Annotated in this window: 20 protein-coding genes; 4 read left to right on the forward strand and 16 right to left on the reverse strand. The window is 69.2% G+C overall.

Features of this window, described 5'->3' with window-relative positions; translation table 11 throughout:
• Positions 1-21: 21 nt before the first annotated feature.
• The 8 genes from guaB to AAEX60_RS09305 form a co-directional block, all read right to left on the reverse strand.
• The gene (gene guaB / locus AAEX60_RS09270) at positions 22-1,569 is read right to left on the reverse strand and encodes an IMP dehydrogenase (protein ID WP_342102903.1); all 1,548 of its coding nucleotides are present in this window, start codon (positions 1,567-1,569) and stop codon (positions 22-24) included.
• Between the two features lie 337 nt (positions 1,570-1,906).
• On the reverse strand, positions 1,907-3,058 hold the full coding sequence (locus tag AAEX60_RS09275) for a mannitol-1-phosphate 5-dehydrogenase (protein ID WP_342102904.1): 1,152 nt from the start codon (positions 3,056-3,058) through the stop codon (positions 1,907-1,909).
• Positions 3,058-5,097 carry a PTS mannitol transporter subunit IICBA gene (locus AAEX60_RS09280; protein WP_342102905.1) on the reverse strand — a complete coding sequence of 680 codons (2,040 nt, stop codon included), beginning with the start codon at positions 5,095-5,097 and terminating at the stop codon, positions 3,058-3,060. Before AAEX60_RS09280 ends, AAEX60_RS09275 begins: the two co-directional genes overlap by 1 nt.
• A gap of 282 nt (positions 5,098-5,379) precedes the next feature.
• Positions 5,380-6,981 (reverse strand): chaperonin GroEL, encoded by a 1,602-nt coding sequence (groL, locus tag AAEX60_RS09285; RefSeq protein WP_342102907.1) that lies wholly within the window; start codon positions 6,979-6,981, stop codon positions 5,380-5,382.
• A 210-nt stretch (positions 6,982-7,191) separates the two neighbouring features.
• Positions 7,192-7,488 (reverse strand): co-chaperone GroES, encoded by a 297-nt coding sequence (gene groES / locus AAEX60_RS09290; RefSeq protein WP_342102910.1) that lies wholly within the window; start codon positions 7,486-7,488, stop codon positions 7,192-7,194.
• 168 nt (positions 7,489-7,656) lie between these two features.
• Positions 7,657-8,904 (reverse strand): class I SAM-dependent methyltransferase, encoded by a 1,248-nt coding sequence (locus AAEX60_RS09295; protein ID WP_342102912.1) that lies wholly within the window; start codon positions 8,902-8,904, stop codon positions 7,657-7,659.
• Positions 8,901-9,389: an NUDIX hydrolase gene (locus tag AAEX60_RS09300; protein ID WP_342102913.1), complete on the reverse strand. Its 489-nt coding sequence runs from the start codon at positions 9,387-9,389 to the stop codon at positions 8,901-8,903. The genes AAEX60_RS09295 and AAEX60_RS09300 overlap by 4 nt, the downstream gene beginning before the upstream one ends.
• A gap of 139 nt (positions 9,390-9,528) precedes the next feature.
• Positions 9,529-10,680: a carbohydrate kinase family protein gene (locus AAEX60_RS09305; RefSeq protein ID WP_342102915.1), complete on the reverse strand. Its 1,152-nt coding sequence runs from the start codon at positions 10,678-10,680 to the stop codon at positions 9,529-9,531.
• Positions 10,681-10,842: 162 nt separating this feature from the next.
• On the opposite strand from AAEX60_RS09305, the gene AAEX60_RS09310 reads away from it, so the two are divergent.
• Positions 10,843-12,210, forward strand: a complete 1,368-nt coding sequence (locus tag AAEX60_RS09310; RefSeq protein WP_342102916.1) for a family 4 glycosyl hydrolase — start codon at positions 10,843-10,845, stop codon at positions 12,208-12,210.
• A 1-nt stretch (position 12,211) separates the two neighbouring features.
• Here AAEX60_RS09310 and AAEX60_RS09315 read toward each other — a convergent pair whose 3' ends face one another.
• From AAEX60_RS09315 to AAEX60_RS09325, 3 genes are all read right to left on the reverse strand, one after another.
• Complete coding sequence (locus AAEX60_RS09315) at positions 12,212-12,409, reverse strand: hypothetical protein (protein ID WP_342102918.1); 198 nt, start codon at positions 12,407-12,409, stop codon at positions 12,212-12,214.
• Positions 12,410-12,514: 105 nt separating this feature from the next.
• Entirely contained in the window at positions 12,515-13,153 is a 639-nt protein-coding gene (locus AAEX60_RS09320) for a response regulator transcription factor (protein ID WP_342102920.1), read from the reverse strand.
• The gene (locus AAEX60_RS09325; protein WP_342102922.1) at positions 13,150-14,451 is read right to left on the reverse strand and encodes a sensor histidine kinase; all 1,302 of its coding nucleotides are present in this window, start codon (positions 14,449-14,451) and stop codon (positions 13,150-13,152) included. The genes AAEX60_RS09320 and AAEX60_RS09325 overlap by 4 nt, the downstream gene beginning before the upstream one ends.
• Before the next feature lie 294 nt (positions 14,452-14,745).
• Between AAEX60_RS09325 and AAEX60_RS09330 the strand changes: the two genes are divergently transcribed.
• Together AAEX60_RS09330 and AAEX60_RS09335 are read left to right on the forward strand one after the other, a co-directional pair.
• A complete protein-coding gene (locus tag AAEX60_RS09330; protein WP_342102924.1) occupies positions 14,746-15,084 on the forward strand; it encodes a PadR family transcriptional regulator in 339 nt (112 codons plus the stop codon).
• Position 15,085: 1 nt separating this feature from the next.
• Positions 15,086-15,805: a hypothetical protein gene (locus AAEX60_RS09335; protein WP_342102925.1), complete on the forward strand. Its 720-nt coding sequence runs from the start codon at positions 15,086-15,088 to the stop codon at positions 15,803-15,805.
• Between the two features lie 212 nt (positions 15,806-16,017).
• Here the strand turns inward: AAEX60_RS09335 and tsaD are convergent, their stop codons facing one another.
• The 5 genes from tsaD to AAEX60_RS09360 form a co-directional block, all read right to left on the reverse strand.
• The gene (tsaD, locus tag AAEX60_RS09340) at positions 16,018-17,061 is read right to left on the reverse strand and encodes a tRNA (adenosine(37)-N6)-threonylcarbamoyltransferase complex transferase subunit TsaD (protein ID WP_342102926.1); all 1,044 of its coding nucleotides are present in this window, start codon (positions 17,059-17,061) and stop codon (positions 16,018-16,020) included.
• Positions 17,061-17,543, reverse strand: coding sequence for a GNAT family N-acetyltransferase (locus AAEX60_RS09345; protein WP_342102928.1), 483 nt, complete (start codon positions 17,541-17,543; stop codon positions 17,061-17,063). The genes tsaD and AAEX60_RS09345 overlap by 1 nt, the downstream gene beginning before the upstream one ends.
• A complete protein-coding gene (tsaB, locus tag AAEX60_RS09350) occupies positions 17,543-18,310 on the reverse strand; it encodes a tRNA (adenosine(37)-N6)-threonylcarbamoyltransferase complex dimerization subunit type 1 TsaB (RefSeq protein WP_342102929.1) in 768 nt (255 codons plus the stop codon). Before tsaB ends, AAEX60_RS09345 begins: the two co-directional genes overlap by 1 nt.
• A complete protein-coding gene (gene tsaE, locus AAEX60_RS09355) occupies positions 18,310-19,182 on the reverse strand; it encodes a tRNA (adenosine(37)-N6)-threonylcarbamoyltransferase complex ATPase subunit type 1 TsaE (RefSeq protein ID WP_446721305.1) in 873 nt (290 codons plus the stop codon). Before tsaE ends, tsaB begins: the two co-directional genes overlap by 1 nt.
• 180 nt (positions 19,183-19,362) lie before the next feature.
• Entirely contained in the window at positions 19,363-21,825 is a 2,463-nt protein-coding gene (locus AAEX60_RS09360; protein WP_342102933.1) for a DEAD/DEAH box helicase, read from the reverse strand.
• A 513-nt stretch (positions 21,826-22,338) separates the two neighbouring features.
• On the opposite strand from AAEX60_RS09360, the gene AAEX60_RS09365 reads away from it, so the two are divergent.
• Positions 22,339-23,484 (forward strand): glycosyltransferase family 4 protein, encoded by a 1,146-nt coding sequence (locus tag AAEX60_RS09365; RefSeq protein WP_342102934.1) that lies wholly within the window; start codon positions 22,339-22,341, stop codon positions 23,482-23,484.
• Positions 23,485-23,558 lie beyond the last annotated feature (74 nt).

Consider the following 23,558-nt stretch of genomic DNA (forward strand, 5'->3'; position numbering starts at 1 on the left):
AAGTGATTCCTTAGACGCGGGTCAGCGCGAGTAGTTGGGGGCGTCAGCGATGTTGGCGACGTCGTGCGGGTGGGATTCCTTCAGCCCGGCGGAGGTGATCCGGACGAAGCGGCCCCGCTCATGCAGCTCGTCGAGGTTGCGGGCACCGACGTAGAACATCGACTGGTGCAGGCCGCCGACCAGCTGGTGGACCACCTGGCCGACGGGGCCGCGGTAGAGCACATTGCCCTCGATGCCCTCGGGAATCAGCTGGTCGTCGCTGGTGACATCGGCCTGGAAGTAGCGATCCTTGGAGTAGGACTTCTTGCCGCGGCTGCTCATGGCGCCCAGCGAACCCATCCCGCGATACTGCTTGTACTGCTTTCCGGCGATGAAGACGGTCTCGCCGGGGCTCTCCTCGCAGCCGGCCAGCAGGGAGCCGACCATCACGGTGGACGCGCCGGCCACCAGGGCCTTCGCGATGTCACCGGAGTACTGCAGGCCACCGTCGGCGATCACCGGGACGCCCAACGGGCGGCAGGCCTGGGCGGCCTCGTAGACGGCGGTCACCTGCGGCACGCCGACACCGGCGACGACGCGGGTGGTGCAGATGGAGCCGGGGCCCACGCCCACCTTGACGGCGTCGACCCCCGCCTCGCACAGCGCAGCCGCACCGGCGCGGGTGGCAACATTGCCGCCGATGATCTGGACGTGCTGGGTGGCCGGGTCCGCCTTCAGGCGACGGATCATGTCCAGCAGCAGCTTGGCGTGGCCGTGGGCGGTGTCCACGACGAGCACGTCGACGCCGGCCTCGATCAGCCGGGTGGCGCGGTCCCACGAGTCCCCGAAGTAGCCGACGGCGGCGCCCACCATCAGTCGACCCTGGGAATCCTTGCTGGCATTGGGGAACTGCTCGGACTTCACGAAGTCCTTGACGGTGATCAGCCCGGTCAGCCGGTTCTCGGCGTCCACCAGGGGCAGCCGCTCGCGCTTGTTCTGCCGCAACAGCGCGGTGGCCTCCTCATTGGTGATGTCGTCGCGGCCGGTGAACAGCGGCGCCTTGGTCATCACGTCGCTGACCCGGGTGGTGCTCCACTCGTCGACGGGCGTGAAGCGCAGGTCCCGGTTGGTGCAGATTCCCAGCAGGTGGTTCTCGGCGTCGACGACGGGCAGGCCGGAGATCCGGTACTGGCCACACAGGTGGTCCAGGTCCTCCAGGGTCGCCTCGGGGCCGATGGTGACCGGGTTGGTGATGCGGCCCGTCTGGGTCCGCTTCACCAGGTCCACCTGGTAGGCCTGGTCCTCGATCGACAGGTTGCGGTGCAGGATGCCCAAGCCGCCCTGACGGGCCATCGCGATGGCCATCCGGGACTCGGTCACGGTGTCCATGGCGGCGGAGATCAGCGGGATGCGGATCTGCAGGCCCTTGGTGAGCTGCGCGGTGGTGTCCACCTCCGACGGGATGACATCGGTCTCGCCGGGGAGCAGGAGGACGTCGTCATAGGTCAGCCCCAGGGGAAGGAACTTGTCGGGGACTCCCGAGCCGGTCAGCTCGTGGGTCGGAATGCTGGACGCCTCGTTCTGGGACACCGGTTACCACCTTCGTGCTCGGGAATGGGCCCATCCTATCGGGCGCCACCGACAGTTCTTCCAGCTCCGGCACTCCGGGGGCAGTTGGACGCGCCGCAACCGTGCCTACCAGGTCAACCCCTAGACAGGCTCAGGGCCGCGGTTGGGCCTGCGTCCCGCGCTCGGGGACGGGGCTCCCTCTCCGACCGGCTCAGGGACCGCGGCCGGGTCCCCGCCAAGGCTCTTGGAGGCTGGCCCCTAGGGACATACGACGACGGCCGCCCCTCGAAAGGGACGGCCGCCGTGGCTTCGACAGGCTCAGCCAGCGGGATGGTGAGGTCCAGCCAGCTGGGTGGGGTCAGTCAGTGTTGCGCTGGGCCCGGGCCTGGGTGGCGACCTCCACCAGCTGCACGAACAGCGGATGGGAGTCATCCAGCCCGGTCAGCTCGGTGACCGCGGCCTCGGGCGCATTGCCGGCGATGATCTCGCCAACCTTCACGGCTTCGGCATCCTCGGCGACGTCGAAGAGCATGGCGCCGAGCATGGCCGCCTGCAGCCCCTTCGAGTCCATCCCGCGCTCGGCGAGTTCGGCAGCGGGGCCGACGAAACGCTCGTGACGCGACAGCTTGCGCAGCGGGGAACGGCCGACGCGGGTCACCGTGTCGGGCAGCTCCGGGTTGGCGAAGCGCTTGAGGATCTTCTGCACATAGGCTTCCTGCACCTCGGGCTCGAAGCCGTACTTGGCCACCAGCAGCGCCTTGGTCTCACTCAGCACCGCATAGATCTTGTCCTTCAGTTCCGGCTGGGCCAGCACGTCGGAGATCTTCTCGATGCCCGCGCCGTAGCCGAAGTAGGCGGTGGCGGCGTGGCCGGTGTTGACCGTGAACAGCTTGCGCTCGATGTAGGGCGCCAGGCTCTCCACCCAGGTGGCGCCGGGAATCTCCGGCTTGTCACCGTTGAAGGGCGGCTCCTCGATGGCCCACTCGTAGTAGGGCTCCACGTTGACGTCCAGGCCCATGCCCTCGGGTTGGTTGGGGACGATCCTGTCGACGGCGGTGTTGGCGAAGATCGCCTTGGTCTCCACGTCGCCGGGGTTGTCACCCAGGATGAAGCCCTTGAGGTTGTCGGTGGCGTTGATGGCATTCTCACAGGCCATCACCGCCACCTTCGGGGCGTCGGCGGGGCGGGCGTCGATCCCGGCGCGGATGGCCGGGGCGATGAACTTGAGGATGTTCGGGCCCACGGCACAGGTGACCACGTCGGCCTCGGCGATGGCCGCGGTCAGGGCGTCGCCCTCCGTCTTGGAGTTGATCGCGCTGAAACCGCTGATCACGTGCTCCTGGCCGCCGTCTCCCACCTCATGGACGGTGTAACTCTCGGCCGCCTTGAGCTGCTCGATCAGGGCATCGGCGACGTCGGCGAAGGTCAGCTGGTAGCCGCCCCCGTTCAGCAGCAGGCCGACGAAGCCGCGACCGATGTTGCCGGCACCGAAGTGCACTGCCTTGCTCATCAGGAATTGACCTTTCCGAGGATGGCGGCAACCTCGTCGGCCGAGTTGGCCTGCTCCAGGGCTGCCACGGACTCATTGTTGGAGAAGATCTTGGCCAGCTTGCCCAGGATCTGCAGGTGCTCCTTGTTCTTGCCGGCGATGCCGACGACGAACTTGACCTGGTTGCCATTCCAGTCGATCGGCTCGGCCAGCCGGATGAAGCTCATGGCCGAGCTGAAGATGTGCTCCTTGGCCTCATTGGTGCCGTGCGGGATGGCCAGGAAGTTGCCCATGTAGGTGCTCACCGACTGCTCGCGCTGATGCATCGCGTCGATGTAGGCCTCCCCCACCGCGCCGCGGTTGACCAGCAGCCGGCCGGCCTGAGTGATGGCGTCGCCCTTGTCCACGGCGTGGGCACCCAGCTGGATGCTCTCGGTGGCCAGGACGCCATTGGCGGGAGCATCTTCCTCGACGGCGGCCCGGGCCGGGGCGGCCGCGGCCACCGGTGCGGTCGCGGCGACGGGGGCAGCGGGCGCGGCGGAGCCGGAGCGCTGGGTGCGGATCATCTCCACCACCTCGTCGTAGCGCGGCGAGTTCATGAAGTTGTCGACGGTCAGCACGGTGGCGCTGGGCACCTTCGGGATGGCCCGGGGAGCCAGGGTTTCCTGGGTGACGACGATGTCGTAGACATCCTTCAGATTGGCGATGGCCTCATTGGTGACCTTGACGTCACCGAAGCCGGCCTCCTTCACCTTGTTGCGCAGCACCGAGGCACCCATGGCCGAGGACCCCATGCCGGCGTCGCAGGCGAAGACGATGTTCTTGATCTCGCCCTTGGGGGCGGCGACGAGGTTGCCGGCCACCGAGGACTTCTTGCCCTTCATGGCCTCCATGTCTGCGGTGGCCTTGGACAGGTCACCATCGGACTTGTCCATCTTGAGGATCGGCATGGCCACGGCGAAGGTGACTGCGGCCGAGACCAGGATGGCCAGCAGGATCTTCACCAGGTCACCGGGGGCGGCCATCATCATGTAGGCGAAGATCGAGCCGGGCGCGGCGGGGCCGACCAGACCGGTCTTGAAGAGCTGGTTGATGGCGACGCCGGAGGCACCGCCGGCGATGGTGGCCAGCAGCAGGGCCGGCTTCATCAGGATGTAGGGGAAGTAGATCTCGTGGATGCCGCCGAGGAAGTGGATGATCGCGGCGCCGGGGGCCGAGGCCTTGCTCATGCCCTTGCCGAACAGCATGTAGGCCAGCAGGATGCCCAGGCCGGGGCCGGGGTTGGACTCCAGCATCAGCAGGATGGACTTGCCCGCCTGGCTCACCTGCTCGGTGCCCAGCGGGGTGAGCACGCCGTGGTTGATGGCGTTGTTCAGGAAGAGCACCTTGGCGGGCTCGATGATGACGCTGGCCACCGGCAGGGCGTTGTGGCTGACCAGGGCGTCCACGCCCTTGCCGAGCAGCTCGATCACCTTGTGGACCACGGGGCTGACCGCGAAGAAGCCGAAGATGGCGACGATCATGCCCCAGATGCCGGCGGAGAAGTTGTTGACCAGCATCTCGAAGCCGGGCCTGATCTTGCCCTCCCACAGCGCGTCGAGCTTCTTCATGGTCCAGCCGCCCAGCGGGCCCATGATCATGGCGCCCAGGAACATCGGGCTGGACGGCACGCCGACGATGACACCCATGGTGGCGATGGCGCCCAGGACGCCGCCGCGCACCTTGTCGTCGTAGACCATCCGGCCACCCATGTAGCCGATCAGCAGGGGCAGCAGGTAGGAGATCGACGGGCCGACCAGGCCGTCCCACTTGACCTCCTTGCCGTCGACCATGTGCGTACCCCAGCCGCCGATGGCGCCAACCCAGTCGGGCACGACGCCGGAGCCGATGTTGCGGAACAGGATGGGGAGCCAGCCGACCTCGATGAACAGGGCAGTGATCAGACCCCACGCAATCAGGGCGCCGATGTTGGGCATGATCATGCCCGAGAGGAAGGTGCCGAAGCGCTGGACGTGCGCCTGGGCCTGCTTGGCCGCCGAGGGGGCCGCGGGAGTGGACATAGGGTCTCTTTCGTCGGGCGCCGCAGCGCCGCTGGTACCGAGGCTTGAACGATCCACTACTCCCCCCGGGTCCAGCACCGCAGGCGGGATTGGTTGGGTACACCCGGTGACCGGTGCGCCAACACACGGACCCTTCAGGCAGGGTGGAGTTCTTCGCCAGTCCACATGCTAGGCCATGCCCCCGACAATTTTCGCGGGAGGCCACAACACGCCGCAGGCCCCCGCCCCACAAGGGGCGAGGGCCTGCGAGCAAGCTCACCGGTCAGGCGACCGGCGTCGTGCTCAGTGCTGGTGGGCGTCCTCGTCGGACTCCTCCGGCTTGTCCACCACCAGGGTCTCGGTGGTGAGCAGCAGGGCCGCGATGGAGGCGGCATTGGCCAAGGCGGAGCGGGTGACCTTGACCGGGTCGATCACGCCGGCCTCCACCAGGTTCACGTACTCGCCGGTCTTGCCGTTGTAGCCATTGCCGGGCTCCAGCTCGGCCACCTTGGAGACGATCACGTAGCCGGGCTCGCCACCATTCTCGGCAATCCAGCGCAGCGGCTCGACGACGGCCTTCTTGACGATCTGGACGCCGACCTTCTCGTCGCCCTCCAGACCCAGGCCGTCCTCCAGCACGCGGGCGGCGTGCACCAGGGCGGAGCCGCCACCGGCGACGATGCCCTCCTCGATGGCCGCGCGAGTAGCCGAAACGGCGTCCTCGATCCGGTGCTTGGTCTCCTTCAGCTCCACCTCGGTGGCGGCGCCAACCCGGATCACGCACACGCCGCCGGCCAGCTTGGCAACCCGCTCCTGCAGCTTCTCGCGGTCCCAGTCGGAGTCGGAGCGGCTGATCTCGGCGTGCAGCTGCGCGACGCGCGCCTGCACCTCGTCGGACTCACCGGCACCGTCGACGATGGTGGTGTTGTCCTTGCTGACCACGACGCGGCGGGCGCGGCCCAGCACCTCCAGGCCAACTTGGTCCAGCTTAAGGCCGACCTCGGGGGCAACCACCTGGCCGCCGGTGAGGATGGCGATGTCCTCCAGCATGGCCTTGCGACGATCGCCGAAGGCCGGGGCCTTGACGGCGACGCTGGTGAAGGTGCCGCGGATCTTGTTCACCACCAGGGTGGACAGGGCCTCGCCGTCGACGTCCTCGGCCACGATGAACAGGGTGCCCTTGGCGCCGATGACCTTCTCCAGCAGGGGAAGCAGGTCATTCATGGAGCTGATCTTGCCGGAGTGGATCAGGATGTAGGGGTCGTCCAGGACGGCCTCCATCCGGTCGGCGTCGGTGACCATGTACGGGGACAGGTAGCCCTTGTCGAACTGCATGCCCTCGGTGAACTCCAGCTCGGTGCCGAAGGTCTGGGACTCGTCGACGGTGATCACGCCGTCCTTGCCCACCTTGTCGAAGGCGTCGGCGATCAGCTTGCCGATCACCTCGTCGCGGGAGCTGATGGTGGCCACGGCCGCCATGTCCTCGGTGGTCTCGATCGGCTTGGCGACCTTCTTCAGCTCGTCCTCGACGGCGGCGACGGCCTGCTCGATGCCGCGCTTGAGGCCGACGGGATTGGAGCCGGAGGCGACGGCCTTGAGGCCCTCGTGCACCAGGGCCTGGGCCAGCACCGTGGCGGTGGTGGTGCCATCACCGGCGACGTCATTGGTCTTGGTGGCCACCTCCTTGGCCAGCTGGGCGCCGAGGTTCTCGTACGGGTCGTCCAGCTCCACGTCACGGGCGACGGTCACGCCGTCGTTGGTGATGGTGGGGGCGCCCCACTTCTTGTCGAGCACGACGTAGCGGCCCTTGGGGCCGAGGGTCACCTTGACGGTGTTGGCGAGGACGTCGACACCACGCTCCAGGGAGCGGCGGGCCTCCTCGTCGAACTGCAGAATCTTGGGCATTCAATACTCCTGGTGGAAAGAGTGGACACGGGGCCTCGACAGGCTCGGCCGACGTGGGGTGTGAGAGCCGCGCCCGCCGCCCCGAGGGGACCGGCGGGCGCGGTAATGATCACTACTTCGTCTCACGAGCGCAGCTGCGAGCCTGCGAGCAGCGGTGCGCGCGAGTGTCGCGGGGGCCCAAGGGGGTCGTCCCCCTTGCCGCGACGCAGGTCACTTCTGGACGATCGCGAGGATGTCGCGGGCGTTCAGGAGCAGGTACTCCTGGCCGTCGTACTTGACCTCGGTGCCGCCGTACTTGCTGAACACGACGACGTCACCTTCGGCGACGTCCATCGGGACGCGCTCGCCCTTGTCGTCGAAGCGGCCGGGGCCGGTGGCAATGACCTTGCCCTCCTGCGGCTTCTCCTTGGCGGTGTCCGGGATCACCAGGCCCGAGGCGGTGGTCTGCTCTGCTTCCAGCGGCTGGACGAGGACGCGGTCCTCGAGCGGCTTGATCGTGGTTGCCACGTCAAACCCCTTTCTGACTAGTAGCGCCGATCATTCGGCGTCGATCTTCAAGGTCATGTGGAGCAGCCGGGGCGTCGTCGCGGGTGCCGCCGACGGCTGTTGGCACTCACCACTGGCGAGTGCCAAGAACCAAGTTATACCGACGCTGGCACTCCTTCAAGCCGAGTGCTAGCAAGTCTGGGATCGAGCGCTGACCAGCCGGGCCACGACGAGGGCCCGGGCCCCGTCGGGCGTGCGGGCCAACACCAGCGTGGCGCTGTTGGGGCCCTTGGGCTGCAGCTTCTTGCGCAGCTCGGCTGGGTCCACGTCGATGGCCCGCTTCTTGATCTCCAGGGTGCCGACACGATGCTCCCGAACCCAGGCCTTGAGCAGCTTGGGGTTGAAGTCCAGGTCTTCCAGCACCTCGAAGCAGGTGGCGAAGGGGCTGGTAACCGGATGGTTCGTGGACAGGTAGGCCACCTGTGGGTCCAGCAACCAGGTCTCGGGACCGATCTGGTCCAACGCCCCAGCCCGGATCACCGCGCCATGGGGTTCCACCAGATAGCGGCCGACGGGACCCACGGGCAGCGGCTCGTGGGCCATGGCGTCGATCCGCCTGCCCGCCGCACGATCCCCGAGCCTGTCGAAGGGTTGCAGCAGCACCGCCCCATGCACCGGGCGCGCGTCGGGGGTGCGCCACAGCGAACACTCCACGACGTCATTGCCGACGGCCACCCACAGCGCCTCCACGTCATCCGGGAGCAGTTGCTTGGGCACCCCGGGCCCGAGCTTGACCACCGTCGAGTGCGGCCCGTCCAGCAGGGAGAGCACGAAATCCCAGGGCGGGGTGAAGGCCTCCACCTTCCAGGTGCGGCCACCCTCGGTACGCCGCGCCGGGTCGATGAAGACGCAGGTCTCGGGGCCCGCACCGGCCAGCAATTCGGGGGCCAGAGCGACTGCGTCGCCCTGGATCACCTCCGCCCGCGCCTCGACAAGCTCGGCCGCCGTGCTTGGGTTGTGTGGCTCAGCCGCCGCGGCCAGGTTTGCCCGGGCGTGCTCGGCCGTCGTCGGGTCCAGCTCCACCGCGACGACGTCGATCCCGGCGTGCAGGCAGGCGATGGAGTCTGCTCCAATGCCACAGCCCAGATCGATCACGCGCCTGATCCCCGCGGCCCGCAGCCGCTCCGCCCGCCAGGCCGCGACGGCCGGCCGGGTGGCCTGCTCCAGGGCGTCGGGGGTGAAGAACAACCGGGCCGCGTCGTCGCCAAACTTGGTGCGGGCCTTGCGACGCAGCGCCGCCTGGGTGAGGGCCTCGGCGGCCAGCTCCGCAGGATGCCCGCGGCGCAACCGGGTGGCGGCCGCGAGCGAGTCCGGATCCTGCTCCGCCATCGCCGCGGTCAGCGCCGCGGCACCCTCGGGGGTGTGCAGCAGGCTCACAGCGTGCTCACGCTCCAGCCGGTGGGGCGGCCGTCGGCATAGGGCAGCACACCGTGGAACTGGTGCACTGACTCGTCGAAGACCAGCGGCAGGAAGTGCCGGTCCCCCTCCCACATCGGGAGTTGGTCCAGCTGGTCGATCCTCTCCCAGCTGAGCTCGCCCTCCTCATTGTGTTCGGGCACCTCACCGGTGAAGGCGTCGACGACGAAGATGAAGCCGAAGTGGTCTTCCCCGTTGCGGCCGAAGCCGGGCCAGCTCACCGTCCCCCGTAGCCGCAGCCCGGTTGCCTCGATCCGGGCCTCCTCCCGAAGCTCTCGTCGCAGGCATTCCACGACGTCCTCGTCGCGCTCCAGCTTCCCGCCCAGCCCGTTGTACTTGCCCAGCTGCTCATCGCCCGGACGTGCGGTGCGATGCACCATCAGCACCCGCTCCCCGTCCGGGTGCAGGACGAAGCCGAGCGTGGTCATGATCGGGGTAAGGGCCATGCCCCGCAGCCTAGTACCGCCCAAGTTGGCAGCCAGGCTGACACAGAAATCGTTTTGACTCGTTCAAAACCCCAATAAGTTGCCAATTTGAGCAACACCTCGTGGGCGCTGTGGGGTCTCCCGCCGGCAACGGGCCAGCTCAGTGGTCTCCGGCGTCGGAGGACATCGCGAAGGTGGCCTGGGCCCGACGTACGCCCTGCACCGGGCAGTTGGGGATGATGTCACCCAGAAAGCCGTACTGGTCCCGGATGTAGGCCGACCGCAGGTCCCCGTCGTCGGCGCGGCCGGTGACGGTGTGCCACCAGTCGGCCAGGTCACCCCAGCCGGGCGCGGCCAGCGATCCACCGAACTGCTGCACCGCCAACGCGGAGCACAACGACGCGAACCGCAGCCGGTGCTCCAGCGGCCAGCCGGCCAACACCCCCAGGACCGAGGCGGCGGCGAAGACGTCGCCGGCGCCGGTGGGGTCGGTGGCCTTGACCGGGACGGCCGGACAGTAGGCCTCCTCCCCCGTCGACTGGTCAATGGCATAGCTGCCGCTGACCCCGTCGGTGACGATCGCCAGCGGAACCAATTCCGCCAGGGCCCGCACCGCTCGGTCAGGAGAGTCCGTGCGGGTGTACTGCATCGCCTCGACGGCATTGGGGGTGAAGGCGTGGCAGTTGGCCAGCGGCGCCAGATCGCCCGGGTCCCAGCGATCGGTCTCGTCGAAGCCGATGTCGGCGAAGATCCGGGTGCCACGGGCGGCCAGCGCGGAGCACCAGCCGCCGTCGCCGGCCAGATCCAGCACCGCAGCCCGGGCGGCGGGTGCGGCCAGGATCGGCTGCACCAGGCCGGTGGGCAGGTCATGTCCGTGGGTGATCATGGCGCGGTCCCCGTCGACGGAGACCGAGACGGTGATCGCGGTGTGGAAGTTGCGGAACCGGGTGGAGGCGGACAGGTCGATGTGTTCCTGGTCCGCCAGGGTGTGCCACAGCCACTGGGCATAGGCGTCGTCACCGAAGCCGGCCACCAACCCGGTGCGCATCCCCAGCCGCGCGGAGGCCACGGCCAGATTGGCGATCCCGCCGGGGCAGGAGCCCATCCCCTGGGTCCAGATCTCCTCCCCGGGCCGGGGCATCCGCTCGATCCCGGTGAAGATCAGGTCATAGAAGACGGTGCCGGACAGCAGGACATCCAACGGCGGATCCTGCGGGGTGCGTTGATCCGCCAACGGGTCCCAATGCCGGGCCTGCCCCGGGGCGGTCTCCGCGTGGTTTGCCGCGGCGGTTCCCCGGTTTTCGCTGTCCATTGCCCTGGCTCCCCTCAACGTCGCCACCTGTTGGCACCCATCATGCCCAGCCCACCGGGCCGTCGGGCCGCGCATCGGGTGCGGGTCTGCTGATGACCGCCTCGCGCTGCCGGCCAAGGTGGTTTAGTGGTGGCTGCCCATCCCATTCCCGGAGGTCCGGTCATGAAACTGAGCATTCTCGGCGGCGGGGGTTTCCGCACTCCCCTGGTCTACGAGGCGGTGGCCCGCGGCGCGACGGGTCTGGTGGTGGACGAGGTGGTGATCCACGACGTGGACCCGCAGCGCCTGGCCGTGATCGAGGGGGTGGTGCAGGGCCTGGCCCAGACCATTCCCGGCGCCCGGACCAGGGTGCGCGCCACCACCGAGCTGACCGACGCCCTGACCGGTGCCGACTTCGTCTTCTGCGCCATCCGGGTGGGCGGCACCCGGGCCCGCACCGTCGATGAGCGGGTGGCCCTGGACCTGGGCCTGCTGGGTCAGGAGACCGTCGGGCCGGGCGGGCTGGCCTATGCGCTGCGCACCATCCCGGAGATGACCCGGATTGCCCGGGTGATCACCGACGTGGCGCCCCAGGCGTGGGTGATCAACTTCACCAACCCGGCCGGGATCGTCACCGAGGCCATGCGGCACGTGCTGGGCGATCGGGTGGTGGGCATCTGCGACACCCCGATCGGCCTGGTCAAGCGGGTGGCCCGCGCGCTGGGCATCCCGCAGGACCGGCTGGACTACGACTATCTGGGGATCAACCACCTCGGTTGGCTACGGGCGGTGCGCGCCGATGGGTCCGACCGGCTGCCGGAGCTGATGGCCGACGACGCCCTGCTGGAACAGATCGAGGAGGCCCGGCTACTGGGTCTGGACTGGGTCCGGCAGGGTGGTTGCCTGCCCAATGAGTACCTGTTCTACTACCGGCACACCGCCGAGGCGGTGCGACGGATCACCTCGTCGGCACAGACCCGGGGCGAATTCCTGCTGGCGCAGCAGGGCGACTTCTACCGTGAGGCCGCCTGCTGTGCCTCCCCGCTGACCGCCTGGCGCGACGCCCTGCACGAGCGGGAGGCCACCTACATGGCCGAATCCCGCGAGGAGGAACGGCGGGAGGAGGACATTGCCGGCGGCGGCTACCAGGAGGTGGCGCTGCGGCTGATGACCGCGATTGCCCTGGACCGACCCGAACCGATGATCCTCAACGTGGGCAATGATTCCGCGGTTGCCGGACGGGTGGTGGCTGCGCTGCCCGGGGACATGGTGCTGGAGGTGCCGTGCGTCGCCGACGGGTCCGGGGTGCACCCCCGGCCGGTCTCTGCTCCGACGCTGGGACAGCTGGGCTTGATCAGTCAGGTACGGGCGGCGGAGCGGTGCATCCTGACCGCGGCATTGAACCGGGATTGGGATGCGGCCTGGGAGGGTTTCAGCACCCACCCACTGGTGGACTCCCCGGTGCTGGGGCGCCAGTTGCTGGCGGGCTACCGGGCAGGACACCCGGAGATCGCCGAACTCTTCGACGCTGGCACTCCCGTCGCGACGTAACTCATGAGCCCCAGAACAGCAGCTCGATGAAGCCGGGCACGAAGAAGTACCCGAGGAAGAGGATCAGGGGCGTGAACATGATCAACCCGATCACGGTCAGCTGCACCAGCTCCGGGTACTCCTTGCGGAAGCTGGGGCTGAAGATCACCATGATGACCACCCAGATCACGGCCAAGTTGCCCAAACGATTGGGGTCCATCGCATCCCCTAAGCATCTATGGGCCGCAGCATAGTCGGGCGGACTGACACCGGCGCCGATGCTTGCAGCTGGTCTGGCCCTGGGGCTCTGCACCGTGGCGACGCGTCACGCCCCGAAACCGTGCCGATAGGCCCAGACCACCAGCTGCACCCGATCGCGCAGCCCCAGCCGGGTACAGATCCGGCCCAGGTGGGTCTTCACGGTGCTCACCTCGATGCAGAGCCGGTTGGCGAGCTCCGCATTGCTCAACCCCTCGCACAGGGCCTCCACCAACTCCACCTCCCGAGCACTGAGCAGATCAGCCTCGACGGTTGGCTGTGGGCGGCGACGGGTGAACTCATCCAGCACCCGTCGGGTCATCCGCGGGGAGACCATCGCCTCTCCCCCGGCCGCCGCCCGGACCGCGGCCACCAGCTCGTCGGGATCACAGTCCTTGAGGATGAAGCCGCTGGCCCCAGCCTCCACGGCACCGAACAGGTACTCGTCGAGATCAAAGGTGGCGACCACCACGACGGCCGGCGAATCGGCCCGCGCCGTCAGCTCCCGGGTGGCGGTGATCCCGTCGCCGCCGGGCATCCGGACATCCATCAGCACCACATCGACGTCCCGCTCGATGGCCAGACGCACCGCCTCCGGCCCACTGGCGGCCCGCCCCACCACCTCCAGGTCCGGCTCGTCGGTCAGGAAGAGCGCCAGCCCACGGCGCACCACGGGCTGGTCGTCGGCAATCAACACCCGGATCATCGCGCCCCTCCCACCGGTTGATGCCACTGCGGATCCGCCTCATCCACGTCCGGCTGCAGCGGCAACTCGGCCAGCACCCGCCAGCCCCGGCCGTGCGGACCGGCCTCCAGGAAGCCGCCCAGCAGCTCGGCGCGTTGCCTCATTCCCGCGATCCCCTGGCCCATTCCCAACCCGGCATCGTCCACCAGTTGGCTGCTTCGGCCGTTGACCACCTCCACCACCAGCAGGTCGTCGTCCCGCTCCACCCGGACGGTGAGCGGCGCCCCCGGGGCGTAGCGGTGGGCATTGGTCAGCGACTCCTGCACGATCCGCCACGCCGCCAGCGCGGTGGACTCCGCAACGGCCAGATCCTCGGGCAGGTCCATCTCCAGCACGACGTCGGAGTTCACCCGTCGGGCATGAGCGACGGCGGCCGGGATCTCCGCCAGCGTCGGCTGGGGCTGGAAGGGAACGGCATCATCCGGGTCATGCAGCACCCGGACCATCTGACGCAGGCTGGTCTGCGCGGCCTGGGTCTCGACGACCACCTCATCCATCAGCTCAGGAACCCGCGCCGGATCGCTGGCGCCCAGCTTGCGCGCGGCCTTGGCGTTGATCACGGCCGCGGTGGAGTGGTGCGCAGCCAGATCATGCAGTTCCCGCGCCATCCGCTCCCGGTCCGCCCGCAACGCCGCGACGGTGGCGGCGTCATGCGCGGCGCGCTCCTCGGCTGCCCGCCGCTCGATCAGCTCCGCCTGCGCCACCTGCTTGCGCACGATCATCCCGCCCAGCACCGGCAGCAGCACCGATGTGATGTGGCCGGTCAGGAAACCCAGCATCACCGCCGCCGTGTAGTGCACGTTCTCCGACACCGGCGGCGCGCCCTCCACAGAGCTTCCCAGCAGGTCATGCCGGAACTGCACCGCCGAGGCCGCCATCCCGACCACCGTCGCGGCCAGGGCCAGCAGCGCCGCGGTGCGGGGCCGGGTGCGTCGGCCAAGGTGGTAGCCCGCCGGGATCAGCAACATCTCCACCCCATAACCCCACAGGTTCGGCAGGAAGCGGAGCTGGAAGATGGCCGCCGCCACCACACAGAAGGCAGCCACTGGCCACCGGACCAGCAGCAGGAAGGCGGCCAGCACCACCAGGGCCACCACTGCGGGCTTCACCAGACCTTCGGCCGTCACAGGGCCCGGGAAGCCGGAACTCCACGCGCTCGCCGCCAGCGTGAGCAGGCTGTAGAGGGTGGCGATGATGGCCGCCCAGCCGACACCGGGAAGCCGTCGATGCCAGGGGGTGCGGGTCTTGGACGTGTTCACGGCTTCATCCTTGCCCTTGTGGGGGCCGGTTCGCGTCGGGCGCGCGGGGGGATTTCGGTTACGACCTTTGAGGGAAGCCCACCCCGCGTCCATTGCCTCCCTGTTCCTTCCCCGCCCCCTCCACGGCATCATCAGATCCGCTGCACCAACCGCGCAGCTCCACCGGGTCCGCTCCCCACAGTGCACCCCGGAGGGTCCCCTGCAACCGCTCCAGCGGGTGCCCCGTGGCTCCCCCGGTACATCGTCACCAAAATTGGGTAGCGCGCCTGACTAGATTGGCGTACTGTCTACTCCATGGACGAGGGATGGCCCACCGAATGGCTGCGCGGAGTGCTGGAGCTGTCCGTGCTGCGCATCCTGTCCGACGGGCCCACCTATGGCTACGCCATTGCGACCCGACTGGAGGAGATCGGGCTGGGCACCGTCAAGGGCGGCACTCTCTACCCGCTGCTCGCCCGGCTGGAGGAGGCGGGCCGGGTGGAGACCAAGTGGCAGGTGGGCTCCCGCGGCCCCGGCCGCAAGTACTTCCGCCTCACCCCCGACGGCCAGACCTATCTGGCTCAGGAGTCGGCCCGCTGGAGCCGGTTCAGCCGCCTCACCCACGACTTCATCTGCCCAACAGAAGGGAACTGAGATGACCACGAAGAAGGGCACGGTCTGGACCTCGACGGACCCGATGGACGTCGAGCACTGGAAGAACATCTTCGGCGACGAGATGCGCTATCGCGGTGCCTCGGGGCGCACCATCGGCGAGGCCTGGGCGACGGTGGAGTCGCACTGCGCCGAATCTCACACCAATCCCGCCGTCGCCTTCGGGGACCCCGTGGACTATGCCCGTTCCCTGACCGGTTCACCCCGCCGCTGGGGCCCGCTCTTCGGCATCATCGGTGCGGTCTGGCTGGGAGGCATCGGCCTGAACATGGTGGCCGGTATCCCCTGGGTGCCCTTGCCACGATCAGTCGACGTCAACTGGGGAAGCCTGCTGGCAGTACCCGTCTCACTGGTCCTCGTCCTGGCGATGGTCATCATGCAACGAAGCATCCAGCGCGAACGCTGGCAGGGGGTCGTCGGTTGGTTGGTGGCCTTCATGGTATGGAGTTCCATCAACACCTGGCTCCGGGACTGGAACGCCCACGCGGCTAGGGTCCCGGCGTGGAGCCTGTGGCTGGTCTGCCTGCTCCTGTTGCTGGCCTGCACCGTGGGAATAGTCCGGCAGGTCCGCGACCGAACCATCGATCCGCGCACAGGTCAAAACCCGATCATGGTCCCCACCTTCTGGTGGTGGGTGCTGGGCTTCAGCCCGCTGTGGGGCCCGGGCGCCCTGCTCTTCTTCCGCTGGCTGGCCCACCGCTGAGCCTCCGGTTGCGGCGGCTACCGTGCGGAGCGTCCGGCCAGCTCCGTCGCGTCTCGTCCAGCACCGGGCGGTGGGTGGTCTTCAGCCCGCGCCAGACATCCGCGCTGGTCACCCGGCAATAGGCCAGGCCCAGCCGCATCCTCCCAGCGTCGGCATTGCCCGGCCGCGACGTCGTCGAAGCGCAGCCGCAGGGATTCCATCGGGGGTTGAGATCAGACCAGGATCGTGGAGATCGGCAGGCCGGAGTTGGCGCCGATGTCCATGCTCGACGGCTTGCCGCCGGCCTTGATCACCTCGGAGCCGAGCACCGCGATCATCGCACCATTGTCCGTGCACAGGCCCGGGCGGGGACGACGAAGCTCCACGCCGGCGGCGCTCATCCGCTCCTCCAGCAGGCCACGCAACCGGGAATTGGCCGCGACGCCGCCACCGATCAGGAAGTGCTTCAGCCCGTGGTGCTGACACAGGTCGACGGCCTTCGCAGTGAGCACGTCACAAACCGCCTCCTGGAAGGATGCGGCCACGTCGTTCAGCGGCACGTCCAGCCCGTCGCGCTCGCGGGTCTCCACCCACCGCGACACGGCGGTCTTCAACCCGGAGAAGGAGTAGTCGAAGCGGTGCTTCTCCAGGTCCTTCCGGGTGGTCAGACCGCGAGGGAAGCGGATGGCCTTCGGGTCACCGTCCTGGGCAGCCTTGTCGATCACCGGACCACCGGGATACGGCAGGCCCAGCACGCGGGCCACCTTGTCGTAGGCCTCCCCCGCGGCGTCGTCGATGGTCCCACCGACCTGCACGATGTCGGTGGCGATGTCATTGACCACCAGCAGCTCCGTGTGGCCGCCAGAGACCAGCAGCGCACCCGCCGGCGTGGGCAGCGTGCCGTGGTCCAGCAGGTCGACGGCCACATGCCCGGCCAGGTGGTTCAGCCCGTAGAGCGGCTTGTTGGTCCAGGCGGCCAGCGCCTTGGCCGAGGCCAGGCCCACCACCAGCGCACCCATCAGGCCCGGCCCGGCCGTGACGGCAATGCCGTCCAGCTCGGACGGGTCGACGTCGGCGGCGGCCAGTGCCCGCTCCAGCGCGGGCACCATGGCCTCCAGATGTGCCCGGGAGGCGACCTCCGGCACCACGCCGCCGAAGCGGACGTGCTGTTCCACGGAGCTGGCCACCTCATTGGCCAACAGCTCGTTGCCGCGCACGATGCCGACGCCGGTCTCGTCGCAGGAAGACTCGATCCCCAGGATCAGCGGTTCAGTCATCAGTCCAACCCATCATCACTCAGGCGCTCGGGGCGCTCCGGGGCCAGCGGCGCCGCCATCACGATGGCGTGCACTCCCTGCCCGTAGTAGTTCTCACGACGGGCAAGCGGCGCGAAGCCGAAGCCGTCGTAGAGGCTGATCGCGGCCTCATTGTCCTCCCGGACCTCCAACAGCATCCGGCGAGCGCCGATCGACTGCGCCCAGGCCATCCCGGCGCGCATCATCTGCTTGGCCGTGCCCTCGCCGCGGCGTTCCCGGGCCACCATGATCCGGTGCAGGTCCGCATCATCGGCGACGCACTGGAAGGTGGCCGCACCCATCACCCGGTCCTCGGCGTCCCGGGCGGTGATCACGAACCGGTCGTCGGCGGCCATCTCGTCCAGCCAGGACTGCCGCCCCCAACGCTCCCAGGTGTGGAAGCAGCCGTGCTCCATCTCCATGATGGCCTCGACGTCTTCCTCCCGGGCCGCCCCGAAGATCATCACCGCTCCGCCGTCCGGGGCTGCAGCGGCTTCAGACTGAGCCGGGCACCGCTGCTGCTGAGCAGGGTGGACTTGCGGGTGGTGGGAGCCACCGCGTCGGGCTTTCGCAGGTACATCGCGTCGCTGCCGGCATCGGGCAGTTCGGCCCAGCGGGTGGCCAGGATCCCGGCGTCCAGCCGGTCCGGCCCGTCGGCGACGAAGAGCTCCGGGCAGGCACTGCGGCCGGGCCCGGCGATGGGCAGCCCGGCGGGCAGGTCGGCGGGGGCACTGACGTGCGGTCCGTCCGTCCGGGTGCCGTCGGCGGCGTAGCGGGCCCAGTAGAGCTCCTTGCGACGGGCGTCGGAGGCAACAACGAACTCCCCTTCTGGGGCATCGTCGCTGGTCAACCACTGCTTGGCGACGATGTCCAGGCTGCACACCCCGTGCATGGGCGCGCCGGCCAGGCTGGCGATGGTGTGGCCGGTGACGATCCCCACCCGCAGGCCGGTGAAGGGGCCGGGCCCCAGCCCGACGGCCACCTCGGTGATGTCGGAGACGGCGATTCCCATCCGGGCGCACATGGCTTGGATCAGCGGCATCAGCTTCTCGGCGTGGCCGCGACGGTCATCGATCCGGTCGCTGGCCACGATCCGGCCGTCGTGTGCCAGACCGATGCAGATGTCGGTGGAGGTGTCGATTGCCAGCGCCCACCCCGCGCCCGGCTCGAGGTCCGTGGTCTTGCTTGCGACGTCGGCCGAGCTTGTCGAGGCCACGTTGTCAGTGCTCATCATTCCTTCTCCAACTGGTGCAGGTCGACGCCCTGCCAGCGTTCCCCGGTGCCGAAGAAGTACACCACCCGGGTTTCGTCGTCGGGGTCCAGACTGCGACGGATGTCGATCTGCAGCACGGAATCGCTGAGGCCCTCGGCCAGACCGGCGCCCCACTCCACCAGAGTCACCGCGTCCGGCAGGGTCAGGTCCAGATCAAGATCAAAGAGTTCCGCCTCGGAACCCAGCCGGTAGGCGTCGACATGTACCAGGTCCGGCCCCGCACCCCGGTTGTGGTGCACCCGGCTGAGCACGAAGGTGGGTGAGATCACCGGCCCGTCGACGTCCAGCCCGGCACCGATGCCCTGGGTCAGGGTGGTCTTGCCGGCGCCCAGGTCACCGGAGGCGACCACGACGTCCCCGGCCCGCAGCAGACCGGCCAGGCGCCGGCCCAGCTCCTGCATCTGCTCGCCCGTGGCGGCCTCCACCCGCGCCGGCAGGTCGATCCCCAGGATCTGGCCCAGCGGGGTCTCCCGCAGCACCCGGAACCCGTGACTCTGCCACCACTGGCAGGTCTGGGGAAATTCCTTGCGGCACAGCAGTTCCAGCCGCTTCGCGCCGAGCTCCAGCAGCACCTCACCGGCGCCGCGGACCATCGTGGAGGCGACGCCATGGGTGCGCTGTCCGGGCAGCACGCTGACCCGGTGCAGCCCGCCAACCTCCCCGTCCAGGGAGGTGTGCAGGCAGCCCACCATCCGGCCGTCCACCTCGGCGATCACGCCGGGCGCGGCCGCCAACCGGGTCAGTACGTCGTCGACGGTGTCCGAGAGCGCCGCCGCGGGCGGGTCTACCGCCGGGCGCGCGCCGAAGGCCTGGTGGATGACCTCCAGCATCGCCGGGGCGTCGTCCGCCTCGGCCAGGCGCAGGTCAACCTGTTCAGAATCAGTCACGTCATCCCACTCTAGTTCGTGCCACCCGAATCCACCGCCACCCGGGATGCTTGCAATCCCGAGCACCGCGCCCGCCCGGGGCCCTCGTGTGGAGGAGCCGCCGGGCGGGCTGGTTTGTTCTGCTCAGCGCTCGCGGCGCCAGCCGTCGTTGCCGCCACGGTCCCGGTCGAAGCCACGGCCGCCACGGTCCCGGTCGCGGTCGCCGAAGCGACGGCCACCGCCCTGACCGCGGTAGCCACCCCGGCCACCGCCACCGAAGCCACCCCGGCCGCCCTGGCGGGGGCCACGGCCACCGCCGCGCTTGGGGGCGATCAGCCGCTCGAAGTCGGCCTCCTCGATCGGCATCCCGTCGACGGGACGCGCGCCGGTGATGGCCGCCAGCTGCTCCTCCCCGGGATGGGTGGTGACCTGCTCGGCCTTCACACCGGCACCGCCCAGCAGGCGCAGCATGGAGCGACGCTGGTGCGGCAGGCAGATGGAGGCCACGACGCCCTTGGTTCCGGCGCGGGCGGTGCGCCCGGCACGGTGCAGGTAGTCCTTGGAGTTCATCGGCGGGTCCACCTCCAGCACCAGGGTCACGTCGTCGACGTGGATGCCGCGGGCGGCGACGTCGGTGGCCACCAGGACGGGCACGGTGCCCTCCTTGAAGGCCGCCAGGATCCGGGTGCGGGCACCCTGGGTCAGGCCGCCGTGCAGCGCACCGGCCATCACGCCGGCCTCGCGCAGCTGGGAGGCAATCCGGGTGGCGCCCATCTGGGTGCGGGCAAAGACCACGGTGCGGCCCTCGCGGTTGACGATCTCGGCCGTGATGGCGTTCTTCTCGTGCGGCGGCACGTGCAGCAGGTAGTGCTCCATCGTGGTGACCGACGCGCGGTCCGAGTCCACCTCGTGGGTGATCGGGTCGTGCAGGTACTTCTTCACGATCTTGTCCACGGCGCCGTCCAGCGTCGCGGAGAACAGCAGCCGCTGGCCGTCGGCCGGGACGGTGTCCATCAGGGTGGTGACGGCGGGCATGAAGCCCAGGTCGGCCATGTGGTCGGCCTCGTCCAGCACGGTGACCAGCACCTGGGAGAGGTCCACCGCGCCCTGCTCCAGCAGGTCGATCAGCCGGCCGGGGGTGGCCACGACGATGTCCACGCCGCGATCGAAGGCGCGCAGCTGCGGGCCGTAGCCCATGCCGCCGGCAATCAGGGTGAGGTCCAGCCGCAGGGTCTTGGCCAGCGGGGCCAGCACGTCGGCGCACTGCAGCGCGAGCTCCCGGGTGGGCACCAGCACCAGGCCGCGGGGGGCGCCGCCGGTGGACTCCGCCTGGGAGATCCGGGTCAGCATCGGCAGGCCGAAGCCCAGCGTCTTGCCGGAGCCGGTCTGGCCGCGGCCCAGCACGTCGCGCCCGGCGATCGCGTCGGGGATGGTCGCGGACTGGATCGGGAAGGGGCTGGTGATCCCCTGCTTGTCCAGCGCAGCAACCAGCTTGGTCGGCACGCCCAGGGCGGCGAAGCCCTCGGTCTCCACCACCGCGGAGTCATCCACCTCGCCCAGGTCAGTGGCCTCCCAGCTCATCTGGTCCAGATTCTCGTTCGACGGGCGGTCCTCGCGCTCGAAGTCGCGGCGCCCGCCGCGGTCGTCGCGACGCTCGTAGCCACCGCGCGAGCCGCGGTCATCCCGACGGAAGTCACGACGCTCACCCCGGTCCTCCCGGTTGAAGCTGCGGGCCGGGCGATCCTCCCGGTTGAAGCTCGGGCGCTCGCTGCGAACGGGCCGGTCCTGGTAGGACGGCCGGTCCTGCCGCGGCTTCTCGTCGCGCCAGGTGCGCTCGTCGGCCGGCAGCTGGTCCCCGCCCTGGTAGTTGCGACGGGGACGATCGTCGCGCTGGAAGCGCGCCCGGTCATCACGGTGCGGGCGCTCGGGACGGTCCCACGGCTTGCGCTCGGCGCGGGGCTCCCACTTGGGGCGGGGCGCGGGGTCGACGTTGCGCGCGGGGCGGTACTCCTTGCGGGGGCCGCGATCCTCGAACCGGTCATCCCGGTTGAAGGAGCGCCGCTCGCCGCGGTCATCGCGACGGTCGTCGCGCCGATCATCCCGACCGAAGCCGCGGTCATTGCGCTTGAAGCCGCCGCGGTCGTCGCGGTTGAACCGGTCATCGCGGTTGTAGGAACGCGAATCGCGGTTGCCGTAGCCGCGGCTGTCCCGGCTGTCGGTGCCGCGGTTGTCATAGCTGCGGGGCGCACGGCCACCGAAGCCACCCTCGCGGGGCTCGACGGCGGCAAAGTTGCGGCCCTTGGAGTCGGAGCGACGGGGGGCGTCGCTGCGGTAGTCGTCGCGGCGCTCGTAGCCGCCGTCGCGGCCGCCGCGCTGGTCCCGGTCACCGGAACGGAAACCGCGGTCGTCACGGGAGGGACGGTCGTCGTCGAACTTCTTGCGGGGCTCCCACGGCTTGCGGGGGTTCTTGCCATAGGCCTCGCGCTTCTCTGCACTCCAGCGATTCTTCGCGGTGCCGTCGGCCTTGAAGCTCTTGGGGCCCTTCTTGGCGGGCTTGAATCCGGGGGTCTTGGCGGCCTTGCGGCCATGCGGGGTGGGACGGGGCATGGTGGTACTCACTTCTGGGCGCAGCACGCCCATCGGGGCAGCCTTCGCGGCTGGTTCAGCAACGGCCCGCGGACTTGCGGCGGGCGGTAGAACCGCGGCGCACCAACATGCACGTTCTGTGATCGCAAATTGATGGGCGGCGGCACATGGCACTCGAAGCCATGGTTGGCATCAGGCGCTTGCGGGCGAATTGGTCGCCTCATCCAAGCTGCAACTGATTCGCATCGTGGGCCAACTGCCGTCGATCCTCACCGACGAATTGCCCAACGCGTCGTCGACTCTACCAGTGATCCGCCTGCCCGACGAATTGTCCCTGTGGGGCCGCTGAGGTGACATCGCTTGTGGTGGCAGGGTTACTGGGCTGCCCCGAGGCCGGCAACCCAGGGTTGGTCGCGGCCCGGATGCCTGCTGTTCAGATTCGTTGCGCGGCGTTCAGATTTGTTTCGAAGTGTTCAGCCCGGCGTTCCCCCGGCATGGCGAGCCGACCGTTGCCGCGGGTCTACCATCGAAAATGTGAGAGTTGCTTTTGCGGCAGAATCCTTCCTCCCCCAGGTCAATGGGGTCACCAATTCGGTGCTCCGGATGTTGGAGCACCTGCAGGCCAATGGTCACGAGGCGCTTGTGTTGGCCCCCGCTGACGCCGGCCGGGTCCCCAAGCAGTACGCCGGTTTCCCGGTGGTCACGCTGTCCAGCGTCGGCCTGCCCGGCTATTCCGACGTGCGGGTGAACACCGCGCCGCGGTTCATGATCGAGCGAACCCTGGCCGACTTCAAGCCCGACGTGGTGCACCTGGCCGCCCCCTTCGCCATCGGCTACAAGGCGGCCCTGAGCGCCGCCAAGCTGAACGTCCCCAGCGTGGCGATCTACCAGACCGAGATCGCCACCTACGCCGCCCAGTACGGCTTCCCGGCGCTGGAGCCGGTCTTCTGGTACCGGCTGAAGCAGGCCCACTCCCTGGCGACCTTGAACTTCGCCCCCTCCACCTATGCCCGGGACCAGTTGATGAGCCAGGGCATCCCGCGGGTCGGGATCTGGGCGCGCGGCGTGGATTCCGTACGCTTCCACCCGGCCAAGCGCGACGAGGACCTGCGCCGCCAGTGGGCCCCCAATGGCGAGCGGATCGTGGGCTACATGGGCCGGCTGGCCGCCGAGAAGCGGGTGCAGGACCTGGCGGCCATCGCCGACATCCCCGGCATCAAGCTGGTGATCATCGGCGACGGCCCCAGCCGGGCCGAGCTGGAGCAGAAGCTGCCCGACGCCGTCTTCCTGGGCATGAAGGGCGGCGACGAGCTGCCCCGCTGCCTGGCCAGTTTCGACCTGTTCGTGCACACCGGGGAGCTGGAGACCTTCGGCCAGACCATCCAGGAGGCCGGGGCCAGCGGGCTGCCGGTGATCGCCCCCCGCCGCGGCGGACCGATCGACCTGGTGCAGCCCTCCCACAATGGCTGGCTCTACGAGCCGGGCCGGCTGGACCAGTTGCGCGGGTACGTGCTGGACCTGGTGGGCGACGACCGCAAGCGCGAGGCCTTTGGCCGCACCGCCAGGGCGACCGTCGAGTACCGGACCTGGCCCTACATCTGCGGCGAGCTGGTGGAGCACTACCGCGAGGCGATCAAGATGGGCGTCCGGATTCCCCGGCTCACCAACTCACTGCGCTGACCCAGGGCGCAGGCCCAACCACGATCCCCGAGCCCGTCGAGGGGCCTTGGCCGAGGGGCCTCGACAAGCTAGGC

It is taken from the genome of Luteococcus sp. H101 (assembly GCF_038433155.1).
Taxonomy (GTDB): Bacteria; Actinomycetota; Actinomycetes; order Propionibacteriales; family Propionibacteriaceae; genus Luteococcus.

What these genes read in the sequence shown, in the direction of transcription:
- AAEX60_RS09305 (WP_342102915.1), bottom strand. Translation starts at nt 10,680, where the DNA reads ATGGACAGCGAAAACCGGGGAACCGCCGCGGCAAACCACGCGGAGACC.
- tsaD (WP_342102926.1), bottom strand. Translation starts at nt 17,061, where the DNA reads ATGACTGAACCGCTGATCCTGGGGATCGAGTCTTCCTGCGACGAGACC.
- AAEX60_RS09310 (WP_342102916.1), top strand. Translation starts at nt 10,843, where the DNA reads ATGAAACTGAGCATTCTCGGCGGCGGGGGTTTCCGCACTCCCCTGGTC.
- tsaE (WP_446721305.1), bottom strand. Translation starts at nt 19,182, where the DNA reads ATGCTGGAGGTCATCCACCAGGCCTTCGGCGCGCGCCCGGCGGTAGAC.
- groL (WP_342102907.1), bottom strand. Translation starts at nt 6,981, where the DNA reads ATGCCCAAGATTCTGCAGTTCGACGAGGAGGCCCGCCGCTCCCTGGAG.
- AAEX60_RS09315 (WP_342102918.1), bottom strand. Translation starts at nt 12,409, where the DNA reads ATGGACCCCAATCGTTTGGGCAACTTGGCCGTGATCTGGGTGGTCATC.
- AAEX60_RS09360 (WP_342102933.1), bottom strand. Translation starts at nt 21,825, where the DNA reads ATGCCCCGTCCCACCCCGCATGGCCGCAAGGCCGCCAAGACCCCCGGA.
- tsaB (WP_342102929.1), bottom strand. Translation starts at nt 18,310, where the DNA reads ATGAGCACTGACAACGTGGCCTCGACAAGCTCGGCCGACGTCGCAAGC.
- AAEX60_RS09345 (WP_342102928.1), bottom strand. Translation starts at nt 17,543, where the DNA reads ATGATCTTCGGGGCGGCCCGGGAGGAAGACGTCGAGGCCATCATGGAG.
- AAEX60_RS09275 (WP_342102904.1), bottom strand. Translation starts at nt 3,058, where the DNA reads ATGAGCAAGGCAGTGCACTTCGGTGCCGGCAACATCGGTCGCGGCTTC.
- AAEX60_RS09320 (WP_342102920.1), bottom strand. Translation starts at nt 13,153, where the DNA reads ATGATCCGGGTGTTGATTGCCGACGACCAGCCCGTGGTGCGCCGTGGG.
- AAEX60_RS09335 (WP_342102925.1), top strand. Translation starts at nt 15,086, where the DNA reads ATGACCACGAAGAAGGGCACGGTCTGGACCTCGACGGACCCGATGGAC.
- AAEX60_RS09330 (WP_342102924.1), top strand. Translation starts at nt 14,746, where the DNA reads ATGGACGAGGGATGGCCCACCGAATGGCTGCGCGGAGTGCTGGAGCTG.
- AAEX60_RS09300 (WP_342102913.1), bottom strand. Translation starts at nt 9,389, where the DNA reads ATGGCCCTTACCCCGATCATGACCACGCTCGGCTTCGTCCTGCACCCG.
- AAEX60_RS09280 (WP_342102905.1), bottom strand. Translation starts at nt 5,097, where the DNA reads ATGTCCACTCCCGCGGCCCCCTCGGCGGCCAAGCAGGCCCAGGCGCAC.